Below are 26,622 nucleotides of genomic sequence, written 5' to 3'. Positions count from 1 at the left end.
TTTTTGTTTGTTACCAGTTATATTCCGGCTTCTGCAAGGCAACATTAAAAGTAACGAACGCGATGTGCGGGCGGGAGTGAGGAGTGTGAACGAGGGTGAAATCCGATAGAACGAGAAAGATCGTTGGTACGTTGTTACTCATTGGGGTATTGAGTTTAAGTTTTTTGAAGCCGGTAGAGGACTGGTTACAGCTTCCGGATCAGATAACGACGATGCAAGGTGAAGCAACTTCCGCTGTCGACAGACTGGAGAACGAGTTGCCTTCTTTTTTTTCGATAGAAGATGAGAAAGAAGATGTCGTTCAGGTCACAGCCGGGTCGACACCGATAAAAAATATTTCGCAGGATAAAGTTCCCAGAGTAGAGGTTACCCCGGGCGGACAATCGGTTGGCGTGCGCTTAAGCTCTCAGGGCGTCATGGTTGTCGGTTTCCATACGATCCATACAGCGCAAGGGCAACAATCACCGGCCGAGGCCGCAGGCATCCAAAAGGGTGACATCATCGTCAAAATCGATCAACAGCCTGTCGAAGATATGACGGAGGTCGCCTCCATCTTAAGATCTCCAGAGGATTCGAAAGCCATGCAGATCGAACTCATTCGCAATGGTGAAAAAATGGAAAAAACCGTACAACCAAGCGTAACGGCAGCAGAAGACTCGAAGCAGCAATTGGGGTTGTATATTCGTGATTCGGCCGCAGGCGTGGGAACGATGACTTTTTTTGATCCAAACACGAGAAAATATGGTGCGTTGGGGCATGTGATTTCCGACGTCGATACGAAACGCCCGCTGTCCATTCATGAAGGCGAAATCGTTCGCTCTTCGGTTAACGCGATAGAAAGAGGGGAAAATGGTATTCCGGGTGAAAAACAGGCATCGATCGTTGAAAAGCAGGATGTGCTCGGAACGATTACGAAAAACAACACGTTTGGCATTTACGGTCAGTTAAATCAAGATCACAAGTTGCATGAAGACCAGGAACCTATGCCCATTGCTTACGCGGAAGAAGTGGAAGAAGGGCCGGCAAAAATCTTAACCGTGGTGGAAAACGAAGAGGTCGAGGCGTTTGATGTTGAAATCGTCCGTTCCACTCCGCAAAAACACGCGGCGACGAAAGGCATGGTCATAAAGGTAACCGACGACCGTCTTGTTGAAAAAACCGGCGGCATCGTGCAAGGCATGAGCGGCAGTCCGATCATTCAAAACGACAAGATCATCGGTGCGGTCACCCATGTATTCGTGAATGATGCCACCGCAGGGTACGGCTCCCATATCGAATGGATGCTCGAAGAAGCCGACATCGACCAACTGAGGGAAGCAAGAAAGGCCAGCTGATTTTTGGCTGCCTTTTTTACATAAAGATTATTCGACAAACAAGCGCTAAGAAGATCATATTGGCGAGAATTTTGGCAGATTTTTATAGATAATATAGTAAATTCAGTTATTTGGTTGATTTTATTCCCAATTCATGGATAATCAATGAATGAGGGGTTTGTACAAAAACCGATTTTACTTAAGGAGGCGCGAGTGTGAAACCCATTAAAGTGTGTATTGCAGATGACAATCGAGATCTTGTGCAAATGGTGGAAGAATATGTTTCCATGCAGGACGACATGGAAATTGCGGGCGTCGCTTATGATGGCAAGAATTGCTTGCAGGTTGTAGAGGAAACAGAGCCAGACATACTTATCCTTGATATTATCATGCCATATCTGGACGGTCTTGCCGTTTTGGAGCGATTACAGAGGGACAGCCCGGATGAGATGCCCAACGTGCTCATGCTGACAGCATTCGGACAAGAAGATGTAACAAAAAAAGCTGTGAATCTCGGTGTTTCATATTACGTGCTAAAACCGTTTGACATGGAAGTGCTCGTCGATAAGATCAGGGACATTAACGGCCAGCCGTCGCCGCGCGTAGCGGTTTCGGGGCAGAACAAGGAGCGAAGCACCGCAAAAGAACCCGGCATTAACCTCGATCAGCGCATCACGGGTATCATACATGAAATTGGGGTTCCGGCCCATATAAAAGGTTATATGTACATGCGGGAAGCGATCACCATGGTTTACAACAATATTGAATTGCTGGGCTCGATCACGAAAGAATTATACCCGGATATCGCCAAGAAATACAACACAACCGCGAGCCGTGTTGAAAGAGCGATCCGACACGCGATTGAAGTGGCCTGGAGCCGCGGCAACATCGATTCCATCTCCCATTATTTCGGCTATACGGTAAGCATGTCGAAAGCCAAGCCAACGAACAGCGAGTTCATCGCGATGGTGGCAGATAAGCTGCGGATCGAACATAAAGTGAGCTAAAAAGTACAGAAACATACCTCCCATGTGGGAGGTTTTTTTAAGCAGGTAAGAAAGTATAAACCACTTTCTTATCATGCATAAGTGCAACTAAGGCTTATCGCCTTAAAGACGTGGCGATAAGCCAAGTTTTCTTTATCCGCACACTGTGGTTCCCGACGGACAACAATAAACCCTACTCATTCTGGTTATACTAATGATGACTATACGTTTGAGAGGAGGCAGCAGGGTGCGGATCGGATCGATTGAAGGCGCCTTACATCATTTGGATATGGAGTGGAGAGCTTCTTCCTACCGAGGAAAGATCGTCGTCGTTAATCTGCAGGATCTATCGGAGATTCATTTACGGAAACTGCTGAAAAGAGGGGTCAAAGCGGTCGTGAATGGAAAAACCTCTATGACGGGAAATTTTGATCATCGGGGCGTGGAACGTTTGCTGGAAGCAGGGATTCCCATATTTGACCTGCAAGGGGAAAAAGATTTATCGAAACTCCACCAGGGCCGCAAGGCGCGCATCAGTAAGCAGCGGCTGTATATGCGGGACGGAGCCGGACATTGGACATTTGTGACGCCCTTAAAAGGGTACGACCCTGATCGTTTAGAAAGGTTAAAACAACGGGCCGCTTCCCTGCGTGCCGATTTGTTTCGCGATTTTTATCACAGAACCTGGCGAGAAGCAGAGACCCTGCTTGATAAGTTTTCAACTTTAATGACCGAGGCAGCGGCGACAGCGATTGGAAATCAACCGCTTCTCATTGTCGCACCGACGAGTAACGATGAGCAAGCGCTCTTATACACGAAGCGCTATTTTAAAAAGATCAAACCTTTTATCATCGCGCTTGATACTTCCAGCCGCATGGTACGAAACCTTGGTTTTCATCCCGATGTCATCCTCGGGGATTTCACCCGTATGCACGAGGAAGATTTGCTCGTCTCGTCACTTCTCGTCGTTCCGGATACGCCGGCTGATAAATATCAGGCTTCTACCGAGCACTTGCAGAAGCTGGAATTACCGTATGCTGTTTGCGACGGGCTTGTCGGTTTTGAAGAGACAGCCCTTTTATATGCACGGTCGGTCAGCCACGGGACGATTTTTATGCTGGGTGGGGCTACAAGTATGGAGGAAGCGATGACACAGGGACGAACGAACGTGGGTGTCCAATCACTCATGCATCTTTGGCTCGGCTCGGACATCGTTGATGTGAAAGGGGTATCAAAATTACTGGAGACGCCAGCCAACAATCCTCAGCGACTGGAGTGGCTGGGCCGCCAACAGGAACTGCTCGATGGCTTTAAAAATTAACTTCGATCGGCCGCTTCTGTCTTTTTCCTCTGGAAACGGGGGGCGACTTTATTCCGTCTACGATCACGATGTAGAATAAAACCACCGATAAAGGCCAGTCCAGCTATAAACATTACAAATCCGCCCGCGAATTGGATGGCATAATTGGGAAAGGGATCATGGAGGATCGAGAACAAAACATCTCGCATCCACTTTATACCGACACCTGCCAAAAATACCGGGATTAATAATATGATGAGTGCAATGAGTCGCATACGATACCCCCAATAATTCGATTCAACTCATCCCATTTTAACATGTTTAACGTAAACATCCCACTTTATCCTTGCATGCAGCGCCAAGATCAAGGATAGTAAAAGGAGGAGATTTTTTAATTTGAGGTGGAAGCGTGAAAAGAGCTATGATCGTCGGAGGTGGCAAAGGCGGTACGGCACTCCTTGGTATGATGATCGGTCATGAACATATGGAAGTGGTCGGTTTGGCTGATCTTAATCTACAAGCCCAGGGGATGCGTCTGGCAACCACCTACGGTTTACAAACGAGCAGCAATGCCTTTACACTTTATGAGCAGCAGCTTCCAGATATTGTTTTTGAAGCGACGGGTGATGAGGCCGTCCTCGCTGACCTGCAAAGGCATGTCGGTGTACAAACGGCTGTGATCCCCGCCCATGTTTGTAACCTGCTCTACAATCTGCTCATCGGCAAAGATGAATTGATCGCTGAGCTCAGCCAGCAGGAACGTTTGTATCATACCATTTTTCAGTCCACCCATGATGGGATGATCGCGATCGACGATGCCGAAGAGATTCTGTTGTTTAATCGCGCAGCTTCGCGTATCACGGATATTGATCATAAAGACGCCATCGGTAAAAGAATCAACACTGTGATGCCAAGCAGTAAGCTGCCGCGTCTTTTACAGACGAAAAGCATGGAATCCAATCAAAAGCAAACGTTTGAAAATGGACGCCAAATTGTAACGACGCGTATCCCGTTATGGATTGACGGGTACTGTATCGGCGCATTGGCCGTTTTTCAGGATGTGACGGACATGGTGGATATGGCAGCCAAGGTGACGAATCTGGAAAGCGTACAGCAGCTTCTGCAGGCGATTATTCATTCCTCCGACGAGGCCATTTCCGTCGTCAACGAAGAAGGCGAGGGGCTGATGATCAATCCGGCTTATACACGTTTAACGGGGTTAAATGAACGAGACGTTATCGGCAAGCCGGCGACGACAGACATTTATGAAGGCGAAAGCATGCATATGCGGACGTTACATACGCGGATGCCCGTACGGGGAACGCAAATGAAAGTCGGTCCTCATAAAAAGGATGTGATCGTCAACGTCGCCCCGATTCTCGTGAATGGGGAATTGAAAGGGAGCGTCGGGGTTATTCATGATGTATCGGAAATTCGCACCCTCACCAACGAATTGGAAAAAGCGAAAAGACGGCTGAGAACATTGGAGGCCAAGTATACGTTCGAAGATATCATCGGGCGCTCCTCCGCCCTTGCTTTTGCCAAGGAACAAGCCTTTAAAAGTGCGCAAACCCCGGTGGATGTTCTCCTGCGCGGTCAGTCGGGAACGGGAAAAGAACTGTTTGCCCACGCGATTCACAATGAAAGTGAACGGCGTTATCAACCGTTTATTCGCGTAAACTGTGCGGCTCTCTCGCCGACATTGCTGGAAAGTGAATTGTTCGGATATGAGGAGGGAGCTTTTACGGGCGCACAAAAAGGCGGGAAACGAGGTTTGTTTGAAGAAGCTCATCACGGCAGCATTTTTTTGGATGAGATCGGTGAGGTGCCAAAAGAAACACAAGTCAAGCTTCTAAGGGTACTACAGGAAAAAGAAATCGTACGCGTGGGAGGAACGAAGGCGAGTACCGTTAACGTCCGTATCATCGTCGCCACGAATGTCGATTTGGAAGACGCCATGCGGCGGGGTGATTTCCGTGAAGATTTATTTTACAGGTTGAATAAAATGCCGATTTTTATCCCGTCATTACGTGATAGACGAGAAGATATCCCCGATCTTTCCCATTATTTGTTACATAAGATCAATCAGGAATACGGGCGTTCGGTACTGACGATATCCGAGCGAGCCATGCAACAGTTGCTCAGCTATAATTGGCCGGGAAATGTACGGGAACTGGAAAATATTCTCGGACGAGCCGTTATTCATATGAATTATGCGGACAAGGAATTGGATGAGATGCACTTGCCAACGTTTGCCGCTGTGGAAGACAGGGATGAGCACTTACTCTCCGAGCGTGGGGACACAGAGGGGACACTGGCTGAACGGATGGCCCAATATGAACAGCGGGAATTAAAGGGCGCCCTCGTGGCCCATAATGGGAATAAAACCGCCGCGGCTCGGCGATTGGGCATTTCCGTTCGCAACCTGTATTATAAACTTGAAAAATATGGGCTTGAAAAGATTGACCTGCAATAAATTTCATGCCATGCAAAATATTGCAGGCATCTTCTCCGGTTCATAGTGAATGCAGAGGGGATGTCGGTTGGCACGGGGTTTGCATTTATATGTGCAGAGCCATCATCCTTGAGGAGGCCATAATATGGAACTATTCGAACATATGACGACGGAAAGCTTTGAGCAAGTGGTCTTTTGTCAGGAAAAATCATCGGGATTAAAGGCGATCATCGCGATTCATGATACAACACTCGGCCCGGCCCTGGGAGGGACGAGAATGTGGCCGTATGAAGATGAGGAGAAAGCCCTCGTCGATGTCCTTCGTCTCGCCAAGGGGATGACCTATAAAAATGCCGCCGCCGGACTTAATTTAGGGGGCGGAAAAGCGGTGATCATCGGTGACAGTCGCCATGATAAGGATGAAGCCATGCTGCGGGCTTTTGGGCGCTATGTCCAGGGTTTGGGCGGACGTTATATTACTGCTGAAGACGTGGGCATGGCCGAACCGGATATGGATACGATTTTTCTGGAAACAGACTATGTGACCGGGCGTTCACCGGCTACGGCAGGTGGAGGCGGAAATCCTTCTCCGGCGACCGCTTACGGATTGTATGTCGGGATGAAAGCAACGGCAAAAGAGGCCTTCGGTTCTGAATCGCTGACAGGTAAAACCATCGCCGTGCAAGGCGTTGGCAGCGTCGCTTATCAGCTGTGTAAGCATTTGCATACAGAAGGGGCGCACCTCGTTGTTACCGATATTCATAAACCGTCGGTTGACCAGGTTGTCAAAGCATTTAACGCGAAAGCCGTTGAACCTGAGGAGATCTATGATGTGGCGTGTGATATTTTTGCCCCTTGTGCTCTGGGGGCGGTCATTAACGACGACACCATCGACCGCATTCAGGCAGCGGTGATTGCGGGTTCCGCGAACAATCAGCTGCACACTGAGCGTCATGGTGATGGGCTGCATGAAAAAGGCATCCTCTATGCGCCGGATCATGTCATTAACGCCGGCGGCGTCATTCACGTCGCTGACGAATTGCAGGGATACAACCGTGAACGGGCCATGAAGAGTGTGGGCAACCTGTATGAGCAAATGACGAAAGTATTCGCGATTGCCAGGCGGGATGGCATTCCGTCTTATCAAGCGGCCAATCGTCTTGCTGAAGAGAGAATTAAAAGTGTTGGAAAAGCGAGAAAGCCTTATGTCCGTGAAAGTAAGGACATCTTATCATAATCGCTTAACTTAAAAGAGAAGGTAAAGGAGGAAACCCATGGCTGATGAGTATGATCTTGTCGTGATCGGGGCCGGCACCGGCGGGTACGTAGCTGCCATTCGCGCGGCTCAACTCGGTAACCGGGTGGCGATTGTGGAAAAGGAAGAACTCGGCGGGACTTGCCTGCACAAAGGGTGTATCCCGAGTAAAACATTGTTGCGAAGTGCAGAAGTTTACAGCGATGTGAAGCGAGCAGATGAGTTCGGCGTGCAAACTGCCGAAGTTGAACTTGACTTTGCCAGGGTGCAGACCCGCAAGCAGGCAATCGTCGACCAACTGCACAGCGGCGTGCAACAATTGCTGCGCAATGAAAATATTAAAGTGTATGAAGGCCACGCCCGACTTTTAGGCCCTTCGATTTTTTCGCCGCGGGCCGGAAGTGTTTCCATCGAAAACCCGGATGGTTCGGAAAATGATGTCCTCCTGCCCAAACACGTCATCATCGCGACCGGGTCACGGCCGAGGGAACTTGAACATGTCGATTTCACCCATGAAAACGTCATGACCTCCGATGATGCCCTGTTTATGGAGACGTTGCCGACATCGATGGTGATTATCGGCGGTGGCGTGATTGGGGTGGAATGGGCGTCTATGCTCATCGATTTCGGGGTCGAGGTGACGGTATTGGAAGCACAGGAAAGTATACTGCCGGGCGAAGATGAGGCGATTTCCCGGGAGATGAAAAAACAGCTGGAAAAACGAGGCGCACATATTTTTATAAATGCCGATGTGCATGCCGATGAGTTCAACGTCGAACCTGAACAGGTGTCAGTCCCCGTGACGATCGATTCCGAAACGCAGAGGGTTACGGCCGAGCGCTTACTCGTATCCATCGGTCGGGAAGCGAACGTATCCGATATCGGTCTCCAGAACACTGACATCGAAACCGAAGACGGTAAGATTGTCACCAATGCGTGGGGACAGACGAAAGAGGATCATATTTACGCGATCGGCGATGTGACGAAAGGATATGAACTTGCCCACGTGGCTTCCCACCAGGGCGTCACGGCGGTCGAACATATGAATGAGTTGTCGCCGGCCCCGTTAAATGAGCGGCAAATGCCAAGGTGCACTTACAGCCATCCGGAAGTGGCTTCGATTGGATTAAGCGAGACGGAAGCGAAAGAACGGGGGTATCAGGTGAAAGCGGAGACATTTCCGTTTCAGGCGATTGGCAAAGCCCTTATCCATGGCGATAAGGAAGGTTTCTGCAAATTTATTTCCGATCAGGAGACTAATGATTTATTAGGCGTTCATATCATCGGGGCGAAAGCTACGGAACTGATCGCGGAAGGAACCCTCGCCACGGTGCTGGATGCAGCCGATTGGGAAGTCGCGGAAACGGTTCACCCCCATCCGAGTTTATCGGAAGTGTTCAAGGAAGCGGCCCTGCATGTCGATCAGCGGGCCATTCATATATAGAGGAGGCAAATGATGAGCGAAGCTAAACATGAGAGGCTGGGACTGGAACGGCAACAATTGCAGGGCATGCTGCAAACGATGCTCACCGCGCGTAAAATCGATGAACGCATGTGGCTGTTAAACCGGGCGGGCAAAATTCCGTTTGTCATTTCCTGTCAGGGGCATGAAGCCGCGCAAGTGGGTGCCGTAACCGCTCTTCGCCCGGATGAAGATTACCTTCTCCCTTATTACCGGGATATGGGCATGGTGCTGCATTTCGGCATGACGGTGAAGGATTTAATGATGGCCGGTTTTGCCCGCGCGGAAGACCCCAATTCAGGCGGACGGCAGATGCCCGGCCACTTCGGCAGCAAAAAACATCGTATCGTCACCGGTTCTTCCCCGGTGACGACGCAAGTCCCTCATGCGGTCGGTTTTGCGATGGCCGGAAAAATAAAAAAAGAAAACTTTGTCTGTTTGACGTCTTTCGGCGAAGGGTCTTCCAACCAGGGTGACTTTCATGAAGCCGCCAATTTCGCGGGCGTTCATCGCTTGCCGGTCATCTTTTTCTGTGAAAACAATCACTACGCGATTTCTGTGCCGGTTGATCGGCAAATCGCCTGCGAGCGTGTGTCCGATCGTGCCTCCAGCTATGGGATGCATGGCGAGACGATTGACGGCAATGACCCGCTCGCCGTCTATGAAGCGGTGAAAAACGCGGCCGATCGCGGACGTGATGGGGCAGGGCCATCGCTCATCGAGACGATGTCCTACCGGTTAACCCCACATTCCAGTGATGACGACGACCGCTCGTATCGAAGCCGTGATGAAGTCGATGATGCCAGGAAAAAAGACGGCATCGTTACGTTTACCGAGTATTTAAAGACCCGTGAGTTGCTCACTGATACCGAGGAAAAAGACATGCATGACGCGATCCAGCAGACGATCGATGAAGCAACGGAAGCCGCGGAGGAGGCGGCTTATGCGGAAGCGGAAACGACGTTGGATCACGTTTATCATTCATAAAGAAGGGAGGGAGATGTATGGCGACCAGCAATTTTATCAGTGCTGTTACGCAAGCTTTAAAAGAGGAGATGGAACGGGATGACGGGGTCTTCGTTCTCGGGGAGGATGTCGGTGCCAAAGGCGGTGTCTTTCGCGCGACGGAAGGTCTCTATGAACAATTCGGAGAACTGCGGGTGCTTGACACCCCACTCGCGGAGTCGGCGATTGCGGGGGTTGGCATCGGAGCCGCCATGTATGGCCTGCGTCCCGTTGCGGAAATGCAATTTGCCGATTTTATGCTTCCGGCCGTGAATCAAATCATTTCGGAAGCCGCGAAAATCCGTTATCGTTCCAATAACGACTGGGATGTACCCATAACGGTTCGCGCGCCCTACGGTGGAGGGATCCATGGCGCGCTTTATCATTCCCAGTCCTTGGAAGCGCTTTTTGCCAGTACACCCGGATTGAAAGTGGTGATCCCTTCGACGCCATACGATGTTAAAGGGCTGTTAAAAGCAGCGATTCGCGATCCCGATCCCGTGTTGTTCTTTGAGCATAAAAAGGCCTATCGCCTGATCAAGGGGGAGGTTCCCGAGGAAGATTATACGGTGCCGATAGGAACAGCAGACGTGAAGCGGGAAGGCGAGGATGTGACCGTTATGACGTATGGTCTCTGTGTTCATTTCGCCCTGGAAGCGGCAGAAAAACTGGAAGCGGAAGGGATATCCACGCACGTGCTTGATCTGCGCACGGTTTATCCGCTGGATCATGCAGCGGTGGTAGAGGCGGCCCGGCACACAGGCAAAATTTTGCTCGTCACCGAAGACAATAAAGAAGGCAGTGTGTTGAATGAAGCGGCCGCGACGATTGCCGAAAACTGTTTGTTCGACCTAGATGCCCCTGTCGAACGGCTTGCTGCACCGGATGTACCGGCGATGCCTTATGCTTCTCCTTTGGAAAAACATTACATGATGAACACGGAAAAAGTTGAGAAAGCCATTCGTGAACTGGCCGAATTCTAGGAGGTGCTGTCGGTGACGAAAGAGATAACCATGCCGCAGTTGGGTGAAAGCGTAACGGAAGGCACGATTACCCAATGGCTGGTGAAACCCGGGGATAACGTGAAAAAATATGACCCCATCGCTGAGGTGGATACGGATAAAGTCAATGCCGAGGTTCCGTCTTCCTACACGGGTACGATTGAAGAACTCGTCGCGAGTGAACATACGACCGTGCAAGTCGGGGATCTGATCGCTTATATCAAGGCAGAGGGAGAGTCCTCCGCTGCTGATGAGCAGCCGCAGAACGAGGGCGGGCAGCAGGAACAAGAACCGGCCAAACAAGCGGAGCCGTCCATGAAAAAACGATATTCACCGGCGGTTCTCGCCCTGGCACAGGAACACAATATCGATTTGGAGGCGATCACAGGCACGGGCAGAGGCGGGCGCATCACACGAAAAGACGTGGAGAAGGTGATGGCTGCCGACGAAAAGCCGGCGGCGGCTTCCGAACCTGCACCGCAAACAGAGCCAACCCCGGTGCAGGAAGCAGGTTCTTCCGAGGAGGTGATTCCCGTCACCGGCGCCCGCAAAGCGATCGCGGCCAACCTCAGTAAAAGCATGCAAGAGATCCCCCATGCCTGGACGATGGTCGAAGTGGATGTCACCGATATCGTCCGCTATCGTGAGCAAGTGAAAGAGACCTTTCAGGAACAAGAAGGCATTCCGCTCACATTCATGCCTTTCTTCATGCAGGCCGTGACAGCCGGTCTCAGGAAGTATCCGCAACTGAATGCCAGCTGGCGAGGGGATCACATTATCCGCAAAAAAGAGATTAACCTCTCCATGGCGATTGCGACGGAGGAAACCCTTTATGTCCCGGTACTTGCAAATGCGGATGAGAAAAATATGCGCGGCATGGCCCGCGGTCTGCATGCCCTTGCCGAGAAAACGAGACAGGGAGCATTAACGAGTGATGATATGCGCGGAGGAACATTTACGCTCAATAACACCGGCTCCTTTGGTTCAGTACAGTCGATGCCGATTATTAACCCTCCGCAGGCAGCGATTCTTTCCGTGGAATCGATCGTCAAACGCCCCGTCGTGAAAGGTGATGACATGATTGCCATCCGCCATATGGTCAATCTCTGTCTCTCCCTCGATCACCGCGTGCTGGACGGACTCATTTGCGGGCGATTCCTTGCTTACGTGAAAGAACAACTGGAAAATTTTGATCGCGGGACGTTTGAAATATAAAAACGTAAGCTTATGTATTTGTGTTTTGCCGATGCACTCGTTACAATAAAGGTGAACAAACTTCCTCTTTTGGAAAGGAGATATAGCGGTGCAATTTGAATATTTCATGAACGATGTTGTCCAGTCGGCACGTGACGAAATGACCGAGGCGGGTTATGAGCATTTAAGCACGCCTGAAGAAGTAGATCATACATTTAAAGATGAAGGCACCACGCTTGTCATGGTAAATTCCGTATGTGGGTGCGCCGGCGGAATTGCCCGTCCCGCAGCTGCTTATATGCAAAATTATGAAACAAAACCCGATCGGTTTGTGACCGTTTTTGCGGGGCAGGACCGGGAAGCCACCGATCACGCGCGCGAGTATTTCGAAGGTTACGGTCCTTCTTCACCCTCGTTTGCCCTCATGAAGGACGGGAAGATTCAAACGATGGTCGAGCGTCATGAGATCGAAGGTCACGAACCTATCGAAGTCGTCCAGAAGCTGGAAGCCGCGTTTGATAATCACTGTTCATGAAGCCGCCCTTTAGCGGCTTCATCCTTTTCACAACGTACATAAGAGGTGTCAAAACGGATGGATGAACTATATCGGGAAGTACAGGTTTTATTAAACATGGAAGGCGAGATCGACTTTAAGGATTTTCAGGATTACTATAAAAGGGTGATGGATTACCTCCAGGAACATGGCCAGGATCTTGAAGAAGAACAGATCTGGAAAGGTTTGCTCGTCGTTGAGTCTCTCTCCTCCAATTCACAAAGCCGATACCGGGAACATCGCAAAGGCAAGGAAGCAAAAAAATATAAACGCATGCGTCAACGGGCAAAACTATGGGCACAAAATTTCACTAAACGTCTGCAGTCCATGGGTTACAGCGACGAACAGATCAATGAACGTTTCCACGCCATGCTGGAAGAAGAACCAGAGCAACAATAGAAAAAAGAGAAAAGCCCAATTGACTGGCTTTTCCTTTCTGTACGGGTCATTGATTAGTGACCCCTACTTTACATGTTGGCCGAATCCTCATATAATGAAAGTTGTCTGTTAATGGCGCCTATGGTGAAAGGGATATCACGCGAGATTCCGGTTCTCGTATTCTAGGTTCGAATCCTGGTAGGCGCGCCAACTATCTAATAAACAAGCCTCTCCTGATTCGGAGGGCTTTTTTTAGCGGGTAAGAAAGTATAAACCACTTTCTTATCCTGCATAAGTGCAACTAAGGCTTATCGCCTTAAAGGCTTGGCGATAAGCCAAGTTTTCTTTATGCTATAATTCATCCGTGTTCATCGCACCATTATTTTAATTCGAACGCATCAGCCAATAATTCAAAAGAACGGTGCCTCGTCTCTTTATCTGTAAGCATGTTCAAAATCATTATTTCATCCACTCCGGCTTTTTCAGCGAGAGATCGTAATTTTTGTTCAACGTTTTCTGCGCTACCGATGACGAAGCGCCCTCTGTTTTCCTGGCGAATTTTTTCTTCTTGATTTGTATATACATAATGCTCTGCTTCCTCAAGGGTAGGAGGAGCGAGTGCGAATTGTCCGGTGCCCCATCTGACCCATTGTAATTCCGCAGGACCTGCAAGATACTCGGCTTCTTCTTCCGTATCGGCTGTTATGACGATTATGGCGAGAGCACTCTTTGGTTCTTGTAAAAAAGATGAGGGCTTAAACCGATCCCGATATGCATTTAGCATTTGTATCGCCAAGTGTGGAGCTATATGGGCGGCAAACACAAAACCAAGACCATTTTCCGCAGCAAATCGCATCCCTCCATCACTGGACCCAAGCATATAAAGGTCCGGAATCAGTTGCTCGGCCGAGGGGCGGATGTCTTTAAATGGATGCTCCGATGAAAAATGACCGCTAAAATAAGAAAGCAGTTCATCCAGCTGCTCCGGAAAATCATAACCGGTCACCGCTTCACGGGAACGTCGAAGGGCCACAGCTGTGAGGCCGTCCGTCCCAGGCGCCCGACCGATTCCCAAATCAATGCGGTTCGGATGCAGTGCTTCCAACAACGAGAAATTTTCTGCCACTTTTAACGGGCTATGGTTCGGTAGCATAATGCCTCCGGATCCAATACGAATGTTTTGAGTGAAAGAGGCTGCGTGGGCGCCGAGCAAATCCGGAGAGGTGCTCATTTGATATTTCGTATTATGATGTTCGGCAAACCAATATCGCGTATAGCCCAGGTGATCGGCAAGCTGGGCAAGCTCTACGGAATTTTGCAGTGTCTTCGATGCGGACTCTCCGTTATAAATCGTTGCTAAGTCAAGAATAGACAGTTTTAGCTTTTCAGTATGATGATTCATTTACATCTCGCCTTTCTTTAGCAGATAAGAAAGTATAAAACTTTCTTATCTTGCATAAGTGCAACTAAGGCTTTCGCCAGGCTTGGCGATAAGCCAAGTTTTCTTTAGCTTTATTCCGTAGATAGAACATGCTGATGGGATCTTTTCTGTTTATTTAATCATTGACGAGCACTTCCTTCTTTCGCGCTTCCTGTAAGCGGTAGTAACGAATTTGTCTTGATAAGAATCGGCGCATGTCCTCTTCATGATAGCCGACCTGAAGACGTTTATCATCAAAAATAATCGGTCTTCGCAATAGGCCTGGATGTTGACTGACCAATGTGAACAAATGTTGCAAAGACAACTCATTTACGTCAACGTCTAATTCCTGAAAAGCCTTGGAACGTTTGGATATAACCTCATCCGTGCCATTTTCCGTCATACGCATAAGCGCCTTCACTTCTTCAACGGAAAGGGGGTCCGCAAAAATATTTCTTTCTGTAAAAGGGATATGATTCTCTTCCAGCCACCTTCTCGCTAGTCGGCAAGAAGGTGAGCTCTTTGTTGTCAGTAGCGTGACCAATGAAACGCTCTCCTTTCTGCAATGATTTCTCAAATCGCTCTTCAAGACCCATGCCGTGAGGAAGATGCAATAAAGCATTTTAACCGCCCTCATGTTTAAGGTTGTAATTGTTTCAAGAGGTGATGATGAGCACTTATCAGCTGATTCAATTCCTCAGGGGTATAAGCATTTAATTGGGTCGAGAACCGATCCATGAGTTGCATGTAAGCTTCTTTTTGTTTGCGTTCTCCTTCTTCTGTCAGCCGTAACGTCAGGGAACGACGATCCGATTGGGCGTGTTCCCTTATGACATAGTTCGCCTTTACAAGCCGCTCAACGACCCCACTCATGGTACTATTGCTGGTATGCATATTGTCTGCGATGTCACCAAGGGTGCTATTCGGATGCAAATACAATTGTCTAAGCACCAATGTTTGCATAAATGTGATGTCTAGCTTGTTTGTTTCTTCCCTCGTGATTTGATAAAGCCTTTGGTTGATTTCGCGAAAAGAATCTAGGATTCGGTGAATGTTCTCATAGTCATTTTGACACACTTTCAGCAACCTCCTGCAGAGTGATGAAGGATATTTCTAATCCCAATTTTTCGTATACGAAACATTTATACACGAATTATAAAAGCTTACCAAAAAGAAGTAAATGGTTTAAGCGTAATGTCATAAATCCGTTAAAATATTTTTTGAATCATATGCATGGTTCATGCGTATACACTAATGAAGTACTTAATCAAGTTCATAAACATTTCACAAACTTAATAAAAAAAACCATTGCTGCAAGTGGATACACATGGTAGTATTCAAACTGTCTGTTTAATGGCTTATTAATTAAGCACATAAATATTTAATAAACATAACAATGGAGGGGTGTTGGCATGCATGAGCCTCAACTCATTTTTCAGGAAATCGTAGATATGATGAAACGAATTGAGCGTAAGCTGATCGAGCAACAACAAATTCCGACCTTTGACAGCATCAGTTTGACGAAAAGGCAAGAGTCAATTTTGATGTATATTTTCTCTAATGAAAATGTGACCATGTCAGATATCGCCTCCTATTTTGATATCTCTCGAAGTGCCGTCAGCCAAACGTTAAATAAACTGGAAGAACAGGATATTATCGTGCGTTCGATCAATCAGGAAAATCGCCGGGAATTAGACCTTTCCCTGGGAGAAAACGGCGAAAAGCTACATCAGGAATACAAAAAAGTTGAAGAAATGATCGTTCAGAATTACTTTTCCAAAATAGAGACCGAAGACTTGCGACAGATTCGCGACACTATACGCAAACTCCAAGGCATGATTGTTGAAGAAGAACATCAATAAATTAGCCCCCATACACCCAGAAACGGAGGATTGAAACGTGAAAGTATCCAATTTTTCGATCAGAAAACCAAAATTTACGATTGTGATCATGCTCTTATTCCTAATCGTCGGCGCGGTATCCCTGACCCGGCTACCGCTCGATCTTTTTCCGGATGTAGACCCCCCTGTGGCTGCAGTGGCGACAAGTTACGAAGGGGCCGGTCCCGAAGAGGTTCTCAGTGATGTCACCGAAGAGCTGGAAGGGGAATTGGCGGCCACTTCCGGCCTGGAGGATATGACCTCACAATCGGCTGAAGGTTCCTCCATCATCATTATGGAATTCAGTCAGGACACCGTCATAGATGAGATTGAGACGGATATTGTCTCAACTATTACACAGGCAGACCTTCCGGATGACGCCGGACAACCGTCGTTCATAGAATTTGATCCTTCCATGCTCCCTAGCATGATGCTTGCCGTCTCAGGAAACGGCGATGATATCAGTGATTTCCAGGATGACGCCCTGGACCTGCAACAGGAGTTGTCCCGCGTCAATGGGGTTGCAGACGTCGAGGAAGAAGGCTCCCTCACGGAATTGTATGATGTGGAGATTGACCAGGACGAGTTAAATGACGCCAATATGACGCAAAGTGATATTGTTGACGTTATCGAGGGCCATAATATTGCTGTGCCCGGTGGCGTTGTTGAGGATGACGACCGTGATATTACCACGCGTGTATTAAGTGAATTGACGTCCCAGGAAGATCTGGAAGAGCTCGTGATTACCCAGGACCCGGAAACCGGAGATGAAATCACGCTTGCTGACGTATCCGATGTTTCCTTCACGACAGAGGATGAGGATGCGATTACACGGGCGAACCAGGACGAGGCCATGCAGTTCAGTGTCATGGAAGAGTCCGATGCCAATACGACCCAGGTGGAACAGGCGTTAAATGATGAACTGGCAGCGTTGCTGCAAGAGGATGCCTATGAGGACTTATCGGTCGTTACGCTTTACAGTGAAGGCGAATTTATCCAGGATGCCGTTGACAATGTCGCCATGATGTTGGTCGCCGGCGGGCTTCTTGCGATGGTTGTTCTTTTTGCCTTCTTGCGTAATTTAAAAACCCCCTTGATCATAGGGGTTTCCATGCCGTTTTCGATCATCGTCACCTTTGCTCTCTTTTACTTTGCGGGTATGAGTTTGAATATGTTGACGCTCGGGGGACTCGCGCTCGGTATCGGAATGTTGCTGGACAATTCCATTGTCGTGATCGAAAATATTTACCGCCATCTCTCGATGCGAAAACCGCCGAAAGAAGCAGCTTATGAAGGTACAAAAGAAGTAGGGGCGGCCATCACCGCATCAACACTGACAACGGTCGCTGTTTTCCTCCCCGTCGTGTTTATTACGGGACTGGTTGGAGACCTGTTTGCCCCCTTAGCCCTTGCTGTAGCCTTTAGTATCCTTGCTTCATTGGTTGTGGCGCTTACCGTCGTACCGATGATTGCCAGTCGTGTGTTAAAAGTGCCATCGGAAAACGTGGAAGCAGACCGGCAGAGAAATTCCCGCCTCATCAACGGGGTGGAGAGAGTAGCAAAATGGGCGCTTAGACGACGATTCGTTGTCGTCACCATTACAGCTCTTTTGTTTGTCCTTGGCATATTGGGACTAACAACCGCCGGGTTGGAATTTATGCCGGAAGCTGATGAAGGCTCCTTTATGGTTGAAGTTGAACATGACTTTGGCACCCAACTGGAGCAAACGGAAGAAACCGTTGCCGATATCGAAGAAGAAATTGACGATCACCCCGAAATCGAAAATTACATGAGCACGATCGGCTCCAGTGCCATGGATGAAGGTATGAGTGAAGAAAGCCATATTGCCGAGATCATGATTAATTTAGTCCCGGTGAACGATCGGGATATGGATACAATGGCATTCTCGGAAATGGTGGAAAGTGACCTTGAGAATATCGATACAGATGCTGACATAGACGTTGACGTTATGTCACAGGCAGCGATGGGAGACCCGAACACCTTTGTCTTCTCGATCAACGATCCGGATCGGGAACGTATGGAAGAAACAGCCGATGATCTGGTCGATGAACTGGAAGAGGAAACCGAAATTAACCAGGTTGACACCAGCTTGGAAGAGACAGCACCGGAACTGCAGGTGGACATCAACGAGGATGATGCCAGAGAAGAAGGCCTTGTTCCGGGGCAAATTGCCGAGGCTGTCAATGAACAAACGATGGGTGTAATGGCGACCGCCATTCAATCGAATGAGGAAGATCTGTACGAAGTGAATGTTCGTGGCGAAGATGAGCTGACGGAAAGCGTGGAGAACTTTGAATCGCTGACGATACAGAACGAAGATGGCGAAAACATCCCCCTTTCCGATGTGGCTGATATTGAAGAAGGGGAAGAGCCCGCGACCATCGAACGTGCCGATATGGTTCCTTCGGTTGAATTTGATGTCGTCTATGGCAGTGGCTATAATTTAGGGGATATAACACCGCTTGTCGAAGACGTCGTTGCCGATTATGACCTTAATGACGATGCCGAGTACGTCGTCGGCGGAGACCAGGAGATGCTGGATGACGCTCTTGAGAGTATGGTGCTTGCCTTTGTGCTCGGGATTATCTTTGTGTACCTCGTCATGGTCGCTCAATTTGAATCCTTCAAGTATCCGTTCGTCATCATGTTTACGGTTCCGTTCTTTGTCATTGGCGTTATGTTGGCACTGACGGTAACGCAAACCCCCGTGAGCATCGTTGCCATGATCGGGATGCTTGTCCTTACCGGTATCGTCCTAAACAATGCCATCGTGCTCGTCGATTATGCCAATCAGAGAAAAGCACAGGGCATGAGGGCCTATGATGCTTTGATTACCGCCGTTAAAGACCGTACCCGTCCGATTTTAATCATGGCCATCAGTACGATTCTGGCGGTCACCCCGCTTTCTCTCGGTATCGGTGAAGGTGCGGAAATCCAACAACCGATGGCGATTGTCATCATCGGCGGTTTAATCAGCAGCACCTTCTTGACGCTCTTTGTCATCCCGGTCATCTACAGCTTCGTGGACCCCGAGATCCGCAATATGAACAAAAAATATCTAACCCCTGAAGGCGACATTATCTATGCGAGAGACTTGCCTGCTGAACCAGAAAAGAATGAAGGGGAGATAGAAGAACAAAAAGATAAAAGTGAAGACACTCCCGAATCTTCGGAGGAGCATCCTACGGATGAAAAGGACTTATCCGAAGGTGAAATCATGGATGTACTGGAAGAGATCCTTCGCCGCAGAAAGCGGGATAAATAACGACGAGGAACCGGCTGCAAGCGCAGCCGGTTTTTGTATACTCAGCGAGAAAAAGAGAAAAATAAACGGTAAAGGGAGGGAAGGTTGATGTACGTAAAAGGGTTAATGGCCGCTCTCATGCTCTTTGCACCGTTGTGGCCCATGGATCTGGAACCGTTTCCGGGCGAACCTTTTATTATGGTCAATAAAGCGACGCATGAACTTGGCTGGGCAGAAAATGGCGAATTGCAAGACGTGTATGATGTGGCCACGGGCAAAGACGCAGAGGCGACCCCCGAAGGCATTTTCGCCGTTTCCGTCAAGGCGAAAGAGCCTTATTACCGCGCCCAGGACATCGAAGGCGGAGATGCTGACAATCCGCTCGGAAGCCGCTGGATCGGATTCGATGCCGCCGCTTCAGATGGTCGTACATACGGCATACATGGAACGAATGATGACAGCAGTATCGGAGAGAATGTGTCTCTCGGTTGTGTCCGCATGCATAACGAAGAAGTAAATGAACTCTATGATCAAGTGCCCATCGGCACAAAAGTATGGATCGGCACGGAGCCGGAAAAGGAAATGGCCGATATCGCCGCAGATAACGGGGTGTTATAATCCGGCTATAATAAAAAGAACGAGAAAGGGGTCTCCTTCTCGTTCTAAATGCTTCTCCCTATATCATGGCACCGAACCCGGCTAAAAAGGTGCCGACGACTAATACAAAAATCATGACATAAACAATCGTCCTTTGAAAGCTTCGAGGCATAAGTGAATCCCTCCAGCGAACATATTCTATGTTTCCTATTTTACGAGTTTTTACTTTTTTGCACAAGTGTTATTCATGGAAGGAAAGGTAATATTTTTATGGAAAAACCTCCGACAAAAATAGACCACATCGGCATCGCCGTTCGCTCCATCGAAGAACGTTTGCCCTACTATCAGGATGTTTTAGGTTTGTCGCTGCTTGCTGTTGAAGACGTCCCCCATCAACAAGTGAAGGTTGCCATTCTCGCCGTCGGTGAGGTCAATATTGAACTTTTGGAACCACTGGATGATGACGGTCCCATTGCCCGTTTTATCGTCAGTAAAGGTGAGGGGCTGCACCATGTGGCTTTTCAGGTTGAAGATATTGCAATTTGTGTACAGGAATTAAATCGCGAAGATGCATCCGTATGTTTAAGTTCAACCGTTAGCACCGGCGCTGGAGGTCAGAAGGTCGCCTTCCTCAATCCGAGCGTCTCCGGTGGGGTTCTATATGAGTTGGTTGAGAAGAATGAACGCTAGGCAATTTTATCGTCCTCCGAAATGTAAAAATAACCCAATTGAAGGTATCCGGGCGATTGAGGAACAGTAGAAATGCCGCTTGAACGTTGAACCTCATCTTTTTCTCAGTCATAATGACAGATAAGAACCGTTTATGACGTGAGGAGGAGGTGAGGGCTTCCGTTGAATATAGAGCGTCTCGCGAAGGCGGATCCCAAGTCACAAATGCCCAGGAAGTTTAAATCTACAGCTTCCCGGGAAAGTATCAGCACTCATAATTTTCAGGAGGTCATGAATCAGCAGCGTCAATCGCTTAACGCTGAGCGTTATCAAGCGGCCATGTCTAAAATAGAAGAGCAGGGAAAGCGGCTAGCCGACTTCAGGACGGCAGAGGAGCTTCGCGAATACAAAAAATTGCTCCAAACCTTCATCGATGAGACGGTCCAACACAGCCGGCAGCTCGAAGCTCAACGTGATTTCAACCGAAGGGGATCGCATTCTTACACGATTGTCAAGGAAGTGGACGAAAAATTAACACAGATGACGAATGATATCCTCAAGAACGAAACGAACCATTTAGACATTTTAGCACACGTCGGTGAAATTCGGGGATTATTATTGAATTTATATCTATAAGAGGTGTTGTAAGTGGTTAATATTTTATTCGTTTGTTTGGGCAATATTTGCCGTTCTCCAATGGCGGAAGCGATTCTCCGACAAAAAGTATCCGCGAGCGGTTTAGAGGAGCAGATACATATTGAATCGGCCGGCACGGGGCATTGGCACGTAGGTAACCCTCCCCATGAGGGGACGCTGGATATTCTAGCTGAAAACGACATTGATTCAAGTGGAATGAAGGCCCGTCAGGTTATAGAAGACGATTTGGAACAATTTGATATAGTCGTGGCCATGGACGCTGAGAATCTTGGACATTTACACACGTTAAAAAAACCCGACCAGGAAGTTGAAATTACCCGCTTGCTCGATTATGCCGAAGATGCCGATGAAAATGATGTCCCCGATCCGTTTTTCACCGGGAATTTCGATGAAGTGTATGCCATGATCGACAGCGCATGCAATACACTCCTCGAAGAGGTGAAAGAAGAATGGCTGTAATTCCACCGCACATATTACGTGAATCAGGACTTAAGGAAAATACAGAGATCACACCCGTAGGTGGTGGCGACATTAATCAATCTTGCCGAGTTCACACGGAATACGAACAGTTTTTCTTAAAATGGCGTGAGGACCCTTCACCTCGCTTCTTTCAAAAAGAAGCGAAACAATTAGCGATTCTCGGCAGTGTTGACGGCGTACACGTGCCGGAGGTTGTGGACACGGGAGAACATTTTCTGCTGTTGTCATGGGTGGAAGGTCGCAGAACAGCAGAAACGGAAGAGCAACTGGGAGACGTCATTGCCGCTCTGCATTCGGCCAATGGAAATGATTTTGGCTTTGACGAGGACAATTTTATCGGCACGCTCCCTCAGTACAATGCCGAGAAAGAAAGCTGGAGAGCGTTTTACGCGTCATATCGGTTATGGCCGCAAATGGAAATGGCTGACCAACGCGGGAGACTACCGGAAAAACGCAAAAAAAGGGCTCAGAAGCTTATCGATAACCTGCACAAATGGATTCCGGAGCCGTCCGAACCCGCGCTTTTACACGGCGATTTATGGGCAGGCAATTGGATGGTGGGCGCTCACGGCGTTCCCCATTTAATCGACCCGGCGATTTCCTATGGCGATCCCGCCTATGACCGGGCGACGATGAGCCTGTTCGGCGGCTATTCCGCGCGTACGATGGCCCGTTATCATGAAAAAGTGGAACGTTATGACGCCGAAGAGACAATCCTCCCCGTCTATCAGTTGTATTTTCTGTTTGCCCACTTGAATATGTTTGGGGAAATGTATGGCCCAAGTGTCGATCGGATATTGGCATCCTATCAATAACGGAAATATTTCTCCTCGCATCTCTGGCAGCTAGGAAGAGTACGTCAATGGATCCCTGCTCCATTGACGTTTTTTTGACTTTATCAGCATATACCTTGCATAAAAAAAAGAAAGACTGAATAATAAAAGTAGGAGCAAGTAGGCAAGATCATCCAACGTATGTTGTTTGTCTGCTTCGCGTACGCGCCAGCTTGTAAAATGCCTCTCCATCGCCTTTCCCTTTCCTCGCCCTACACTCGCGAATGTCTGACGTTTTTAAGCTCTTGTCCCGATGAAAAAATCTGGAGATTGGAGTGATTAATATGATTAAACGTATGGTTTCAAAGATAAAAGCACGAAATGATTACGTTGACGTGCATGCCATAGCCAATGGCTCCCTTATAGGCTTGGAAGATGTCGAAGACCCGACGATTGCCCATGAAAAACTGGGGCCCGGGTTTGCCGTTGACCCTGAGGATGGCGACATCGTCTCCCCTGTGAGAGGAGAGGTTATCCACACATTTCCGACGAAACACGCGGTTTTGTTGCAATCGAAAGAAGGACTCGATGTGCTCGTGCACGTCGGTTTGGACTCGGTTCGTTTGCAAGGCGAAGGATTGCAGATCCACGTACAAACAGGAGATCAGGTTAAAGTGGGGAAGCCTTTAATCACGGCGGACCTGGATGTCCTGCGTGAACATGGTATAAGCGCCGTGTCCGCTGTCATTTTTATAGACCGAAGGCAAATCGGTGAGCTTAAGTTGCTGGATGAGGAGCAGCCATTAAAAGCGGGCGAAACATTGGTCGCGGACGTACAGATGCAATCCGAGGAGCAAACAGCATAAAGAAAACTTGGCTTATCGCCAAGCCTGGCGAAAGCCTTAGTTGCACTTATGCATGATAAGAAAGTTATACTTTCTTATCTGCGAAAAAAGTAACCCCGTTGTTTAAGGGGTCACTTTCTTTTGACAATCGTTTTTACCTTCGTATAAAGTGTTACACGACGGTCGGATCCAGGAAGAAGATGACGACGAATCCAATCACAAAACAGTAGATGGCGAAGTAGTACAGCTTGCTTTTTTCCAGCCATTGGATCAGCCACTTGATGCCAATGATCGAGAAGATAAACGTGACGACGAACGATAAGATTAAAGCGACAACGTTTCCTTCCGCGAAACCACCCTGGACAATGTCTCCGACCGCGAGGAGCGAGGAGCCTGCGATCACCGGGATGGCGAGCAGAAAGGAGAACCGGACCGCTGTTTTGCGATCGATGCCAATCGCGAGTGCCGTAATGAGTGTCGAGCCTGAGCGTGAAACACCGGGAATGACCGCAAGTGTTTGGGCGAGTCCGATGATGAAAGCGTCCAGCATCGTCATATCCTCGGCCGCACGCGTATAGCGATAATGAATCCGTTCGATCACCAACAGGAAAATCCCTGTTAAAAGCAGGGCACCACCGATCACCAGGGGTGATTTTAAATAGTATTCCGCGTAGTCTTCCAGGATAAGCCCAAGTATCCCGGTGATGGCGGTGGCCACAAGCAAGTAGAGACCGAATAAAAACGATGCGCGTTCACCCGTATCTTTTTGCACGAGAAAGCGGATGAACCCGCGGATAATGGCGATCACATCGTGCCGGAAAAACAGCAGCACCGCGAGCACAGACGCAACATGTAAGACAATTTCAAACGTAAGGCCTTCAAATTCGATGCCAAACAGCCATTGCAAGATGATGATATGGGCGGTACTTGATATTGGCAAAAATTCAGTAAGGCCTTGTACAATTCCAAAGATGATAGCTTCAATGATACTCATAAAGCGTTAGGCTCCTTTCAATAGGTGAAACAAGGGTGAAAACTAATGGTAAAAAAATGGTTAAGTATCGGGGTGGTGCTCGTCGCCTTGGCAGTGGTTGGTGGCATCGTCTATCAAAATGTATCCTCTCCGCCGGTCGGTGTCAACCAGGGAGAACAAGCCCCTGACTTTGATCTGCCCCAGCAAAACGGGGAAAACATAAGCTTAAGCGATTTTGATGAAAACTTTGTGATTGTGAATCTATGGGCGTCGTGGTGTGAACCCTGTATTCGTGAGTTTCCCGTTCTGGATGATGCGCATCAAAATTACGAAGACGAAGGTGTTCATGTCATAGCGGTTAACATGGCCACGACGGAGCGCAGTCCTGATGAAGCGCTGGCGTTTTTAGAGGAAAATCCCGTGTCCATGCCGATCGTCTTTGACGAAGACGGGGAATTCGCCGACGATTACCCTCTTAGGGACGGACTCCCCCAGACGTATTTTATCAATGAAGAAGGCATTATCGTCGATGTCCACCGCGGGGAGCTCACTGAAGAGATGCTCGATGAGCGAATACAACCTTTCCTTTAACGAAGGCGTTATTTGCGCTTCCCGGCATTCGTCCAGTCGCGGACGTTTTCGAAGTGTTTGCGATACTCCTTCAACAAGTGCAGCACTTGCCACGCCTTGCCCTGAATAACGACTTTATCAGGGGATTTATAAATTTTCATTTTAGAGCACTCCTCGTCTATGATGAGTTGTGCTACTGTTCTATGATTCGAATCTTTTTTTTATACATAGAAGGGGGTATATCGATGTCGTCCAGTCACGAACCTACGATCCAAAAAGAAACGCTTTATCAAGGAAAAATTATCGATGTGGAAGTACATGACGTTGAACTTCCGGACGGGAAGACGAGCAAACGGGAGGTTGTCAAACATCCGGGGGCGGTGGCGGTTATCGGCGTAAACGAGGACGGGAAAATCCCGCTCGTGCGCCAGTTTCGGAAGGCCACGGAAGAATTTCTGCTGGAAATACCGGCCGGGAAAAGGGAAGCAGAAGAGGAGGCAAAAATAACGGCCGCGCGCGAATTGCAGGAGGAAACCGGATATACAGCCGGTCACTTGCAGGAAATGGCATGTTTTTACACGTCTCCGGGGTTCGCCGATGAGCTCATTCATCTTTATCTGGCGACGGATTTACGGGCAGGGCGTTCGCAAACGGAGGCGGATGAATTTCTGTCGGTAGAGGAGTGGACAATAGCTGAAGCCCGCTCCGCACTCCGGGAAGGCTCATGGCGAGATGCGAAAACGGCATTCGCGATTCAGTCGCTCGTGGCAAAGTATGATTAGTGTCGCCTTGATAGACGCCTGAAAGCTAAAATCTAGCAGCCATCATAAGATAAGTTCCTCTCTCATATGTTTCAGTAACGGACAAGCGTGGGGAGGAATTTTTTGTGAAGTTGAAGCCTTTCATCGAGCGACAAGTCTATTTACACTTCAATGAATATCGGTCTTTATATATATTCTCAGCTGTTCTTTTTTTCACGGGCATCATTTTCGGCGCCATCGTCGTGAACAGCTTGAGCCTGACACAAAGAGAAGATTTGTTCGTTTATTTACAGCAATTTTTTGATCAAGTCGGCCAGGGGCAATTTTCCAGTGAGGGCGCTCTGTTTTGGCAAAGTTTCAGCTATTATGCGAAGTATATGGGGTTGATGTTTATTCTCGGGCTTTCCGTCATCGGTTCGCCCCTGATTCTGTTACTGCTTTTTCTCAAGGGACTTACCGTTGGCTTTACAGTCGGTTTTCTCGTCAATCAATTAGGCGTGGTCGGATTCTCATTATCACTCGTGTCCGTGCTTCCGCAAAACCTGATTATCGTGCCTATACTGATCGTCGTCTCCGTCTTGTCTGTCGCATTCTCATTGCGCTTGATCCGGCAACAATTTATAAAAGTGAGTGGTCAACAGGAAGCGATTTTTCCCATCTTTGTACGTATGTGTATCGTGATGGTGATAGCGCTCGTCTTTGTTGTGATCGCTGCCCTGATTGAAGCGTTTATTTCTCCCCTGTTCCTGGAATGGGTCGTGGATTGGCATTCAGGCAGTTAATTAAAATAATTATTATTTACTAACGATAATGATTATTGATTGACACCT

At 48.4% G+C, this 26,622-nt stretch carries 29 protein-coding genes and 1 tRNA gene; 23 read left to right on the top strand and 7 right to left on the bottom strand.

The features are described 5' to 3' along the window. The first annotated feature begins 95 nt into the window (after positions 1–95). The 3 genes from spoIVB (at position 96) to steA (ending at position 3,620) form a co-directional block, all read left to right on the top strand. Positions 96–1,334, top strand: a complete 1,239-nt coding sequence (spoIVB, locus tag BLS58_RS01225; RefSeq protein ID WP_090395727.1) for a SpoIVB peptidase — start codon at positions 96–98, stop codon at positions 1,332–1,334. A 194-nt stretch (positions 1,335–1,528) separates the two neighbouring features. Then, positions 1,529–2,320, top strand: coding sequence for a sporulation transcription factor Spo0A (gene spo0A / locus BLS58_RS01220; RefSeq protein WP_090395726.1), 792 nt, complete (start codon positions 1,529–1,531; stop codon positions 2,318–2,320). A 226-nt stretch (positions 2,321–2,546) separates the two neighbouring features. Next, on the top strand, positions 2,547–3,620 hold the full coding sequence (steA, locus tag BLS58_RS01215; protein WP_090395725.1) for a putative cytokinetic ring protein SteA: 1,074 nt from the start codon (positions 2,547–2,549) through the stop codon (positions 3,618–3,620). On the opposite strand, the gene BLS58_RS01210 is transcribed toward steA, so the two are convergent. Further along, entirely contained in the window at positions 3,617–3,874 is a 258-nt protein-coding gene (locus BLS58_RS01210; RefSeq protein WP_090395724.1) for a DUF2627 domain-containing protein, read from the bottom strand. The two genes, steA and BLS58_RS01210, sit on opposite strands and share 4 nt — an antisense overlap. A gap of 134 nt (positions 3,875–4,008) precedes the next feature. On the opposite strand from BLS58_RS01210, the gene BLS58_RS01205 reads away from it, so the two are divergent. The 9 genes from BLS58_RS01205 (at position 4,009) to BLS58_RS01165 (ending at position 13,112) form a co-directional block, all read left to right on the top strand. Continuing rightward, a complete protein-coding gene (locus tag BLS58_RS01205; RefSeq protein ID WP_090395723.1) occupies positions 4,009–6,075 on the top strand; it encodes a sigma-54 interaction domain-containing protein in 2,067 nt (688 codons plus the stop codon). 124 nt (positions 6,076–6,199) lie between these two features. Then, positions 6,200–7,291, top strand: a complete 1,092-nt coding sequence (locus BLS58_RS01200; protein WP_090395722.1) for a Glu/Leu/Phe/Val dehydrogenase dimerization domain-containing protein — start codon at positions 6,200–6,202, stop codon at positions 7,289–7,291. Between the two features lie 37 nt (positions 7,292–7,328). Beyond that, the gene (gene lpdA / locus BLS58_RS01195) at positions 7,329–8,753 is read left to right on the top strand and encodes a dihydrolipoyl dehydrogenase (RefSeq protein WP_090395721.1); all 1,425 of its coding nucleotides are present in this window, start codon (positions 7,329–7,331) and stop codon (positions 8,751–8,753) included. Positions 8,754–8,765: 12 nt separating this feature from the next. Then, positions 8,766–9,758 (top strand): thiamine pyrophosphate-dependent dehydrogenase E1 component subunit alpha, encoded by a 993-nt coding sequence (locus BLS58_RS01190; protein WP_090395720.1) that lies wholly within the window; start codon positions 8,766–8,768, stop codon positions 9,756–9,758. A gap of 17 nt (positions 9,759–9,775) precedes the next feature. Continuing rightward, the gene (locus BLS58_RS01185; RefSeq protein WP_090395719.1) at positions 9,776–10,759 is read left to right on the top strand and encodes an alpha-ketoacid dehydrogenase subunit beta; all 984 of its coding nucleotides are present in this window, start codon (positions 9,776–9,778) and stop codon (positions 10,757–10,759) included. Between the two features lie 30 nt (positions 10,760–10,789). Beyond that, positions 10,790–11,992: a dihydrolipoamide acetyltransferase family protein gene (locus tag BLS58_RS01180; RefSeq protein WP_090395926.1), complete on the top strand. Its 1,203-nt coding sequence runs from the start codon at positions 10,790–10,792 to the stop codon at positions 11,990–11,992. Between the two features lie 106 nt (positions 11,993–12,098). Continuing rightward, on the top strand, positions 12,099–12,506 hold the full coding sequence (locus BLS58_RS01175; protein ID WP_176764560.1) for a BrxA/BrxB family bacilliredoxin: 408 nt from the start codon (positions 12,099–12,101) through the stop codon (positions 12,504–12,506). 57 nt (positions 12,507–12,563) lie between these two features. Continuing rightward, positions 12,564–12,923 carry a hypothetical protein gene (locus BLS58_RS01170; RefSeq protein WP_090395717.1) on the top strand — a complete coding sequence of 120 codons (360 nt, stop codon included), beginning with the start codon at positions 12,564–12,566 and terminating at the stop codon, positions 12,921–12,923. 114 nt (positions 12,924–13,037) lie between these two features. Then, positions 13,038–13,112 (top strand) — tRNA-Arg (locus tag BLS58_RS01165). Positions 13,113–13,281: 169 nt separating this feature from the next. On the opposite strand, the gene BLS58_RS01160 is transcribed toward BLS58_RS01165, so the two are convergent. The 3 genes from BLS58_RS01160 to BLS58_RS01150 form a co-directional block, all read right to left on the bottom strand. Then, the gene (locus BLS58_RS01160) at positions 13,282–14,304 is read right to left on the bottom strand and encodes an LLM class flavin-dependent oxidoreductase (RefSeq protein ID WP_090395716.1); all 1,023 of its coding nucleotides are present in this window, start codon (positions 14,302–14,304) and stop codon (positions 13,282–13,284) included. A 154-nt stretch (positions 14,305–14,458) separates the two neighbouring features. Continuing rightward, entirely contained in the window at positions 14,459–14,866 is a 408-nt protein-coding gene (gene spx / locus BLS58_RS01155) for a transcriptional regulator Spx (protein ID WP_090395715.1), read from the bottom strand. Between the two features lie 95 nt (positions 14,867–14,961). Next, on the bottom strand, positions 14,962–15,399 hold the full coding sequence (locus BLS58_RS01150) for a MarR family winged helix-turn-helix transcriptional regulator (RefSeq protein WP_090395714.1): 438 nt from the start codon (positions 15,397–15,399) through the stop codon (positions 14,962–14,964). A 335-nt stretch (positions 15,400–15,734) separates the two neighbouring features. Here BLS58_RS01150 and BLS58_RS01145 point away from each other — a divergent pair, with 335 nt between their 5' ends. The 3 genes from BLS58_RS01145 to BLS58_RS01135 all read left to right on the top strand — a co-directional run bounded on the left by BLS58_RS01145 (position 15,735) and on the right by BLS58_RS01135 (position 20,085). Continuing rightward, positions 15,735–16,184 (top strand): MarR family winged helix-turn-helix transcriptional regulator, encoded by a 450-nt coding sequence (locus BLS58_RS01145; RefSeq protein WP_090395713.1) that lies wholly within the window; start codon positions 15,735–15,737, stop codon positions 16,182–16,184. 37 nt (positions 16,185–16,221) lie between these two features. Then, on the top strand, positions 16,222–19,488 hold the full coding sequence (locus tag BLS58_RS01140) for an efflux RND transporter permease subunit (protein WP_090395712.1): 3,267 nt from the start codon (positions 16,222–16,224) through the stop codon (positions 19,486–19,488). 87 nt (positions 19,489–19,575) lie between these two features. Further along, positions 19,576–20,085, top strand: a complete 510-nt coding sequence (locus tag BLS58_RS01135; protein ID WP_090395711.1) for a L,D-transpeptidase — start codon at positions 19,576–19,578, stop codon at positions 20,083–20,085. A 58-nt stretch (positions 20,086–20,143) separates the two neighbouring features. Here the strand turns inward: BLS58_RS01135 and prli42 are convergent, their stop codons facing one another. After that, positions 20,144–20,236 (bottom strand): stressosome-associated protein Prli42, encoded by a 93-nt coding sequence (prli42, locus tag BLS58_RS17355; RefSeq protein ID WP_176764538.1) that lies wholly within the window; start codon positions 20,234–20,236, stop codon positions 20,144–20,146. Between the two features lie 98 nt (positions 20,237–20,334). Between prli42 and mce the strand changes: the two genes are divergently transcribed. The 5 genes from mce to BLS58_RS01110 all read left to right on the top strand — a co-directional run bounded on the left by mce (position 20,335) and on the right by BLS58_RS01110 (position 23,509). Further along, on the top strand, positions 20,335–20,754 hold the full coding sequence (mce, locus tag BLS58_RS01130; protein ID WP_090395710.1) for a methylmalonyl-CoA epimerase: 420 nt from the start codon (positions 20,335–20,337) through the stop codon (positions 20,752–20,754). Positions 20,755–20,916: 162 nt separating this feature from the next. Then, a complete protein-coding gene (locus BLS58_RS01125) occupies positions 20,917–21,369 on the top strand; it encodes a YaaR family protein (RefSeq protein ID WP_245723014.1) in 453 nt (150 codons plus the stop codon). Positions 21,370–21,381: 12 nt separating this feature from the next. Beyond that, positions 21,382–21,849 carry a low molecular weight protein-tyrosine-phosphatase gene (locus tag BLS58_RS01120; protein WP_090395709.1) on the top strand — a complete coding sequence of 156 codons (468 nt, stop codon included), beginning with the start codon at positions 21,382–21,384 and terminating at the stop codon, positions 21,847–21,849. Beyond that, positions 21,840–22,685: a fructosamine kinase family protein gene (locus tag BLS58_RS01115; protein ID WP_176764537.1), complete on the top strand. Its 846-nt coding sequence runs from the start codon at positions 21,840–21,842 to the stop codon at positions 22,683–22,685. Before BLS58_RS01120 ends, BLS58_RS01115 begins: the two co-directional genes overlap by 10 nt. Positions 22,686–22,987: 302 nt before the next feature. Then, positions 22,988–23,509: a PTS sugar transporter subunit IIA gene (locus tag BLS58_RS01110; RefSeq protein ID WP_090395707.1), complete on the top strand. Its 522-nt coding sequence runs from the start codon at positions 22,988–22,990 to the stop codon at positions 23,507–23,509. A 151-nt stretch (positions 23,510–23,660) separates the two neighbouring features. On the opposite strand, the gene uppP is transcribed toward BLS58_RS01110, so the two are convergent. Beyond that, positions 23,661–24,482: an undecaprenyl-diphosphatase UppP gene (uppP, locus tag BLS58_RS01105; protein WP_090395706.1), complete on the bottom strand. Its 822-nt coding sequence runs from the start codon at positions 24,480–24,482 to the stop codon at positions 23,661–23,663. Positions 24,483–24,527: 45 nt separating this feature from the next. On the opposite strand from uppP, the gene BLS58_RS01100 reads away from it, so the two are divergent. After that, positions 24,528–25,052 carry a TlpA family protein disulfide reductase gene (locus tag BLS58_RS01100; RefSeq protein ID WP_090395705.1) on the top strand — a complete coding sequence of 175 codons (525 nt, stop codon included), beginning with the start codon at positions 24,528–24,530 and terminating at the stop codon, positions 25,050–25,052. An 8-nt stretch (positions 25,053–25,060) separates the two neighbouring features. Here the strand turns inward: BLS58_RS01100 and mciZ are convergent, their stop codons facing one another. Beyond that, complete coding sequence (gene mciZ, locus BLS58_RS01095; RefSeq protein WP_090395704.1) at positions 25,061–25,192, bottom strand: Z-ring formation inhibitor MciZ; 132 nt, start codon at positions 25,190–25,192, stop codon at positions 25,061–25,063. Between the two features lie 84 nt (positions 25,193–25,276). Here mciZ and BLS58_RS01090 point away from each other — a divergent pair, with 84 nt between their 5' ends. Then, positions 25,277–25,813 carry an NUDIX hydrolase gene (locus tag BLS58_RS01090; protein ID WP_090395703.1) on the top strand — a complete coding sequence of 179 codons (537 nt, stop codon included), beginning with the start codon at positions 25,277–25,279 and terminating at the stop codon, positions 25,811–25,813. 104 nt (positions 25,814–25,917) lie between these two features. Then, positions 25,918–26,574: a stage II sporulation protein M gene (gene spoIIM, locus BLS58_RS01085; protein WP_245723013.1), complete on the top strand. Its 657-nt coding sequence runs from the start codon at positions 25,918–25,920 to the stop codon at positions 26,572–26,574. Positions 26,575–26,622 lie beyond the last annotated feature (48 nt).

It is taken from the genome of Natribacillus halophilus (assembly GCF_900100185.1).
Taxonomy (GTDB): Bacteria; Bacillota; Bacilli; order Bacillales; family Marinococcaceae; genus Natribacillus; species Natribacillus halophilus.
The sequence above is the reverse complement of the archived record's forward strand: the minus strand, read 5'-3'. Positions and strand labels throughout refer to the sequence as shown.

Coding starts and splice junctions, on each gene's coding strand:
- BLS58_RS01190 (WP_090395720.1), top strand. CDS start 8,766: ATGAGCGAAGCTAAACATGAGAGGCTGGGACTGGAACGGCAACAATTG.
- BLS58_RS01210 (WP_090395724.1), bottom strand. CDS start 3,874: ATGCGACTCATTGCACTCATCATATTATTAATCCCGGTATTTTTGGCA.
- BLS58_RS01090 (WP_090395703.1), top strand. CDS start 25,277: ATGTCGTCCAGTCACGAACCTACGATCCAAAAAGAAACGCTTTATCAA.
- BLS58_RS01170 (WP_090395717.1), top strand. CDS start 12,564: ATGGATGAACTATATCGGGAAGTACAGGTTTTATTAAACATGGAAGGC.
- BLS58_RS01175 (WP_176764560.1), top strand. CDS start 12,099: ATGAACGATGTTGTCCAGTCGGCACGTGACGAAATGACCGAGGCGGGT.
- mce (WP_090395710.1), top strand. CDS start 20,335: ATGGAAAAACCTCCGACAAAAATAGACCACATCGGCATCGCCGTTCGC.
- lpdA (WP_090395721.1), top strand. CDS start 7,329: ATGGCTGATGAGTATGATCTTGTCGTGATCGGGGCCGGCACCGGCGGG.
- BLS58_RS01135 (WP_090395711.1), top strand. CDS start 19,576: ATGTACGTAAAAGGGTTAATGGCCGCTCTCATGCTCTTTGCACCGTTG.
- BLS58_RS01100 (WP_090395705.1), top strand. CDS start 24,528: ATGGTAAAAAAATGGTTAAGTATCGGGGTGGTGCTCGTCGCCTTGGCA.
- mciZ (WP_090395704.1), bottom strand. CDS start 25,192: ATGAAAATTTATAAATCCCCTGATAAAGTCGTTATTCAGGGCAAGGCG.
- BLS58_RS01160 (WP_090395716.1), bottom strand. CDS start 14,304: ATGAATCATCATACTGAAAAGCTAAAACTGTCTATTCTTGACTTAGCA.
- BLS58_RS01185 (WP_090395719.1), top strand. CDS start 9,776: ATGGCGACCAGCAATTTTATCAGTGCTGTTACGCAAGCTTTAAAAGAG.
- BLS58_RS01145 (WP_090395713.1), top strand. CDS start 15,735: ATGCATGAGCCTCAACTCATTTTTCAGGAAATCGTAGATATGATGAAA.
- BLS58_RS01180 (WP_090395926.1), top strand. CDS start 10,790: ATGCCGCAGTTGGGTGAAAGCGTAACGGAAGGCACGATTACCCAATGG.
- BLS58_RS01110 (WP_090395707.1), top strand. CDS start 22,988: ATGATTAAACGTATGGTTTCAAAGATAAAAGCACGAAATGATTACGTT.
- uppP (WP_090395706.1), bottom strand. CDS start 24,482: ATGAGTATCATTGAAGCTATCATCTTTGGAATTGTACAAGGCCTTACT.
- prli42 (WP_176764538.1), bottom strand. CDS start 20,236: ATGCCTCGAAGCTTTCAAAGGACGATTGTTTATGTCATGATTTTTGTA.
- BLS58_RS01200 (WP_090395722.1), top strand. CDS start 6,200: ATGGAACTATTCGAACATATGACGACGGAAAGCTTTGAGCAAGTGGTC.
- BLS58_RS01115 (WP_176764537.1), top strand. CDS start 21,840: ATGGCTGTAATTCCACCGCACATATTACGTGAATCAGGACTTAAGGAA.